The sequence below is a fragment of the Streptomyces sp. W16 genome, from assembly GCF_033194735.1.
GTDB lineage: Bacteria > Actinomycetota > Actinomycetes > Streptomycetales > Streptomycetaceae > Streptomyces.
This window is the reverse complement of the sequence record NZ_JAWOAI010000577.1, coordinates 1-5,754: the sequence shown is the minus strand read 5'-3', so window position 1 is coordinate 5,754 and position 5,754 is coordinate 1. Positions and strand designations below refer to the sequence as shown.

Genomic DNA, 5,754 nt, shown 5'->3' with positions numbered 1-5,754 from the left:
CGGTCCAGAGCATGCGGGCCGCCCTGGCCAGCGGCGGGCTGACACCCGACGACATCGGCTACGTCAACGCGCACGGCACCGCCACCAAGCTCGGCGACATCGCCGAGGCCCGCGCGGTGCGCACCGTCTTCGGCACCAGCGGCGGCCCCGCCGTCAGCAGCTCGAAGTCGATGACCGGCCATCTGCTGGGCGGCGCGGGCGCAGTCGAGGCGGCCGTGTGCGCGCTCGCCCTGAGCACCGGCCGGCTGCCTCCCACGCACAACCTCCAGGACGTGGCGCCCGACTGCGAACTCGACCATGTGCGCGGCACCGCCCGGCCGAGCGGGACGGAGGCCGTGCTGTCGAACTCCTTCGCGTTCGGCGGCCACAACGTGAGCCTGCTCCTCGGCCGGGCCGGCTCCCGCACCAGACGCGGTCGCTGACACCGCGACCGGCATGGCGTCAGACGTCACGACCGAGCAGAAGACCCGTAACGCGAAAGGACGTTCCGTGAACATCGACGGCATCGACCATGTCGAGTTCTACGTCGGGGATGCCCAGCAATGGGCGTTCTCCCTCTGCACCGCCTTCGGATTCCGGCTGGTGGGCCAGGCAGGTCCTGACACCGGCCTCGACGGCCGCCGTTCACTGCTGCTGAGCCAGGGCGGCACCTGGATCGTGCTCACCTCCGCGCTGACCGCCGACCACCCGGTCGCCGACTACGTCAGCCGGCACGGCGACGGAGTCGCCGGCATCGCCTTCGAGGTGAGCGACGCGGTCCGGGCGCACACCGAAGCGGTCCGGGCGGGCGCCGTCTCGGTGTCCGAACCCGTCACCCACGCCCGCTGCGGAACCGAGGTCACCACCGCCACCGTGGCCGGCTTCGGCGACGTCACCCACACCTTCGTCCAACGCGTCGGCGACCGGACCGAGTTCCTGCCCGGCGTCATGGACGTGTTCGCCGCCGATCCCGACGGACCCGAGGCACTGATCAGCGTCGTCGACCACGCGGCGGTGTGCCTGCCCGCGGGGCAACTGGACGAGACCGTCGCCTTCTACGAGAAGGTCTTCGGTTTCTCCCAGATCTTCGAGGAGTTCATCGAGGTCGGCGAACAGGCCATGGACTCGAAGGTGGTCCAGAGCCCCTCGGGGAAGGTCACCTTCACCCTGATCCAGCCGGTACCGGGCCGCCGCCCCGGCCAGATCGACGACTTCATCGCCCGCCACGGCGGCGCCGGAGTACAGCACCTCGCGCTGCTCAGCGACGACATCATCGCCACCGTCGAGACGCTGAAGAGCCGCGGTGTCCCCTTCCTCGACACACCCGCGACCTACTACGACGAACTCGAACAGCGCCTGGGCCGCACCGACCTGCGCCTGGACGACCTGCGCCGCACCAATGTCCTGGTCGACCGCGACCACTGGGGCCAGGTCTTCCAGATCTTCGCCCGCTCCATGCACGTACGCCAGACCTTCTTCTGGGAGGTCATCGACCGGCACGGCGCCCGCACCTTCGGCAGCGGCAACATCAAGGCCCTCTACGAAGCCGTCGCCCGCGAGGAGACCGCCCGGGTCTGACCGGCACCACCGGTCCCCGCCGCAGTCTCCCGGCCCGCGACACCCGCATGCCCCACACAGGAGAAGAACTGTGAACCCCGAAGAACCGAACCGCTTCGAACTCACCGACGCGGAACGCGCGTTACTGCCCACCGACACCGAGATCGACCACTACCTCGAACACGGCTGGTACCTGTCGAAGAAGCTCCTCACCGACGAGGAGACGCAAGTGCTGGTCGACGCCGGCGAACGCTTCTACGCCGGCCACCGCGACCGCACCCTGCCGGCCCGCCCGCCCAAACTCGCCTACTGGGAGCCCTCCGCCGGATCCGTGCAGCGGCACAACGACTACATCCACTACGAGGACGACACGATCGGCCGCGTCCTGCGCAAGCCGCTGATCGGGGCGGTCGCCGCCCGGCTCGCCGAGGCCGAGGAGATACGGCTGTTCCAGTCGACCCTCATCCTCAAGCCGCCGCTGCCCGAGGAGCAGAGCAACGTCGTGCCCTGGCACTTCGACAAGCACTACTGGGCCAACTGCACGTCCGAGAACATGCTGACCGCCTTCATCCCCTTCCACGACTGCGACGAACAGCTCGGCACCATCACCATGGTGGACGGCAGCCACCGCTGGAAGGAGACCTCGGCCAACGACCACACCTCGCTGCACTTCGCCGAGCGCGACCCGAGCCAGCTGGACGCGATGCTGGAGGAGAACGCGGCGTTCAACAACGCCGAGGTCCGCAAGGTCCCGATGAACATCCCGCGCGGCCACATGAGCTTCCACCACTGCCGCACCTACCACGGCAGCGGCGCCAACCGCGCCGACCGCCCGCGCCGGGCCGTCTCGCTGCACCTCCAGGACGGTGCCAACCGCTACCAGGACTTCCGCCGCTCCGACGGCTCGTCGGTGTCGTACAACCACGACGTGCTGGTCCGGCGCGACGCCGCCGGCCGGCCCGACTACGCCGACCCCGAGTACTGCCCGGTGCTGTGGCGCTCCTGACCGGCGGCCCGCGGGAGAAGACCGTGTTGCGTAGCGCCGTCGTGGTCGGCACCGGCATGATCGGCACCTCGGTGGCCCTGGCACTGCGGGCCCAGGGGGTGACGACTTACCTCGTCGACCGGATCCCCGAGGTGGCGCGCACCGCCGAGGCCATCGGTGCGGGAATCGCCCAACTACCCCGCGAACCAGTGGAGTTGGCCGTACTCGCGGTCCCGCCGAGCGGTACGGCGGACGCGCTCGCCGAATGGCAGGGCCGGGACCTGGCCGAGAGCTACACCGACGTGGCGAGCGTCAAGGGCGGGCCGCACCGCCAGATGACCGCGGCCGGCTGCGACCTGACCCGGTTCGTCGGCGGACACCCGATGGCAGGCAGTGAACGGTCCGGGCCCACGGCGGCCCGGAGCGACCTCTTCCACGGCCGCCCCTGGGTGCTCACCCCCTCCCGGCACTCCGGGGACGCCGCACTCGGACGCACCCAGCAACTGGTCCAACTGTGCGGAGCCCGGCCGCTGTTGATGGACCACGCCGAGCACGACCGCGCGGTGGCCCTCGTCTCGCACACCCCGCACCTGGTGTCCAGTCTGCTGGCCGCCCGGCTCGCCGACGCCGGCGACGACCAGCTCCAGCTGGCGGGCCGGGGACTGCGGGACACCACCCGGATCGCCGCGGGCGACGTCGGACTGTGGACGGACATCCTCGGCAGCAACGCGGAAGCCGTGCACACCGTGCTGACCGACCTGTCCGCCGACCTGAGCGAGGTCCTGGCCGCACTCGACCGGCTGGGCCTCGGCGGGCCGGCGGGGGAGGAGGCCGTGACCATCCTGCGGTCCGCCCTCGCCCGTGGCATCGAGGGCCGTGAACGACTCGACCCGCCCGCACCGCACACCGCCGCGGACACCGACGGCACGGACGGCAGGCCGCACGACGACGTTCGCGAGTCGGACCCGCCCGTCCGGCCCGTCCCGGCCCTGCGCAGGTGACACCCGAACGGCCCGCGCCACGGCAGAGGACCACCGGGGAGACCCCGACGACCCACAAACCAGTGGAGACCGACCCATGAACACCCGACGGTTAGACGTCTGCCTGATCGGCGCGGGCCCCCGCGGGCTCGCGGTGCTCGAACGGATCTGCGCCAACGCGGAGGAGGTCGCACCCGGCACGGACGTCACCGTGCACGTCGTGGACCCCTTCCCGCCCGGCGCCGGGCGGGTCTGGCGCACCACCCAGCCCCGGCGGCTGCTCACCAACACCGTGGCGTCCCAGACCACCGTGTTCACCGACGAGAGCGTGGAGATGGCGGGCCCGCTGGTCCAGGGCCCCAGCCTGTACGAGTGGGCCCGCTTCCTCGCGCTCGGCCTGGAGGACGAGGACGGCCCGGACTGCCCGGAGTCCGTGCTCGCCGAGGCCCGCGCCCTGACCCCCGACTCCTATCCCACCCGCGCCTTCTGCGGGTACTACCTGGGCTGGGTGTTCCAGCGGGTACGGAACACCGCCCCACGACAGGTGACCATCGTCGTCCACCGGGCCAGAGCGGTGGCGCTGCGCGACGAGAGCCCCGGCGGCAGCCAGTGGGTGCGGCTGGAGAACGGCATCGTGCTGACCGGCCTGCACGCGGTCGTGATGGCCCAGGGACATCTGCCGCTGCGCGCCACCACCCGCGAGAGGCGGCTCTCGGCCTTCGCCGACCGGCACGCCCTGCGCTACATCCCGCCGGCCAATCCGGCGGACACGGACCTCTCGGACATCCGCTCCGACGACCACGTCGCCCTGCTGGGCCTCGGTCTCAACTTCTTCGACTACATGGCCCTGTTCACCGAGGGCAGGGGCGGCACCTACCGGCGGCGCGACGGACGGCTCCGCTACGTCCCGTCGGGACTGGAACCGAGGCTGAGCGCGGGTTCCCGCCGGGGACTGCCGTTCCACGCGCGCGGCGAGAACCAGAAGGGCCCGCACGGCCGCCACACGCCCCTCCTGCTGACGCCGGAGGTCATCAAGGACCTGCGCACCCGGTCCGAGACCTGGGGCGGCCTGGACTTCCGCACCGCGATCTGGCCGCTGGTCGCCAAGGAGGTCGAGACCGTCTACTACACGACCCTGCTCACCGCCCGCGGCCGGACCGCCGAGGCCGAACGGCTGTGTGCGGAGTATCCGTCCGCGCCCGCCGGCGGCGCCGAGGAGGCGCGGATACTGGCCGCGGCCGGCATCGGCCCCGGTGAACGCTGGGACTGGGAGCGCGTGGCCCGGCCCTTCGACGGGCTGTCCTTCGCCTCGCCCCGCGACTTCCAGGACTGGCTCCTCGGCTATCTGCGCGCGGACGTGGACGCGGCCCTCGCCGGCAACGTGGACGGCCCGCTCAAGGCCGCACTGGACGTGCTGCGCGACGTACGCAACGAAGTACGCCTGCTGGTGGACCACGGCGGACTCGTCGGCTCCTCCCACCGTGACGACCTCGACGGCTGGTACACGCCGCTCAACGCGTTCCTGTCGATCGGCCCGCCGGCCCGGCGTATCGAGGAAGCCGTCGCACTCATCGAGGCGGGGGTCCTGCGGGTGCTCGGCCCGGACACGACGGCACGCCCGGACGCCGAGAAGGGGGTGTTCGTCCTCGACTCGGCACGGGTGCCCGGCTCCCGGTGCGAGGCGAACGTACTGGTCGACGCCCGGCTCCCGGCCGTCGACCTGCGCACCACCGCCGATCCACTCCTGACCTCCCTCCTGGAGCAGGGCCAGTGCCGACCGCACGTCCTCACCGGCGACGACGGAGTGCGCTACGAGACCGGCGGCCTCGCCGTCTCCCCCTGCCCCTTCCACCTGCTGGACGCCGAGGGCGTACCCCACCCGAGAAGGTTCGCGTACGGCGTCCCCACCGAGTCCGTCCACTGGGCGACGGCGGCGGGCATCCGCCCGGGCGTCAACTCGGTGACCCTGGGCGACGCCGACGCCCTGGCCCGCAGCCTGCTCCTCCTCGGCGGGGTGTCCGACACGAGCGTCGAGAACGCGGAGGTGGTCGTGCCGTGACGGGAATCGGGCGTGGGGAGGGGCTGGGTGCGGGCCTCGACGCCGGGCTGCTCAGCCCGGTGTCGGCGGGTACCGCTGCCGCGGCTGCCACCTCCGACGAGGCCTGGCTGCAGGCCCTGCTGGACGCGGAGGCCGCGCTCGTACGGGCTCAGGCGGCGCTCGGTGTCGTACCCGAGCGGGCCGCCCGGACGATC

At 72.0% G+C, this 5,754-nt stretch carries 4 protein-coding genes and 2 pseudogenes; all 6 read left to right on the top strand.

The annotated features are described in order from the left end of the window. Positions 1–422, top strand: a pseudogene (locus tag R6V09_RS44235) (beta-ketoacyl synthase); the annotation flags it as partial. Between the two features lie 13 nt (positions 423–435). Further along, the gene (gene hppD / locus R6V09_RS44230; protein ID WP_317887137.1) at positions 436–1,557 is read left to right on the top strand and encodes a 4-hydroxyphenylpyruvate dioxygenase; all 1,122 of its coding nucleotides are present in this window, start codon (positions 436–438) and stop codon (positions 1,555–1,557) included. Positions 1,558–1,627: 70 nt separating this feature from the next. Next, a complete protein-coding gene (locus R6V09_RS44225; RefSeq protein WP_317887136.1) occupies positions 1,628–2,542 on the top strand; it encodes a phytanoyl-CoA dioxygenase family protein in 915 nt (304 codons plus the stop codon). A 23-nt stretch (positions 2,543–2,565) separates the two neighbouring features. Next, complete coding sequence (locus R6V09_RS44220; protein ID WP_317887135.1) at positions 2,566–3,522, top strand: prephenate dehydrogenase; 957 nt, start codon at positions 2,566–2,568, stop codon at positions 3,520–3,522. 76 nt (positions 3,523–3,598) lie between these two features. Continuing rightward, positions 3,599–5,560: an FAD/NAD(P)-binding protein gene (locus R6V09_RS44215; protein ID WP_317887134.1), complete on the top strand. Its 1,962-nt coding sequence runs from the start codon at positions 3,599–3,601 to the stop codon at positions 5,558–5,560. Then, positions 5,557–5,754, top strand: a pseudogene (locus R6V09_RS44210) (3-carboxy-cis,cis-muconate cycloisomerase); the annotation flags it as partial. The gene R6V09_RS44215 and the pseudogene R6V09_RS44210, both read left to right, overlap by 4 nt.

Coding starts and splice junctions, on each gene's coding strand:
- R6V09_RS44215 (WP_317887134.1), top strand. CDS start 3,599: ATGAACACCCGACGGTTAGACGTCTGCCTGATCGGCGCGGGCCCCCGC.
- hppD (WP_317887137.1), top strand. CDS start 436: ATGGCGTCAGACGTCACGACCGAGCAGAAGACCCGTAACGCGAAAGGA.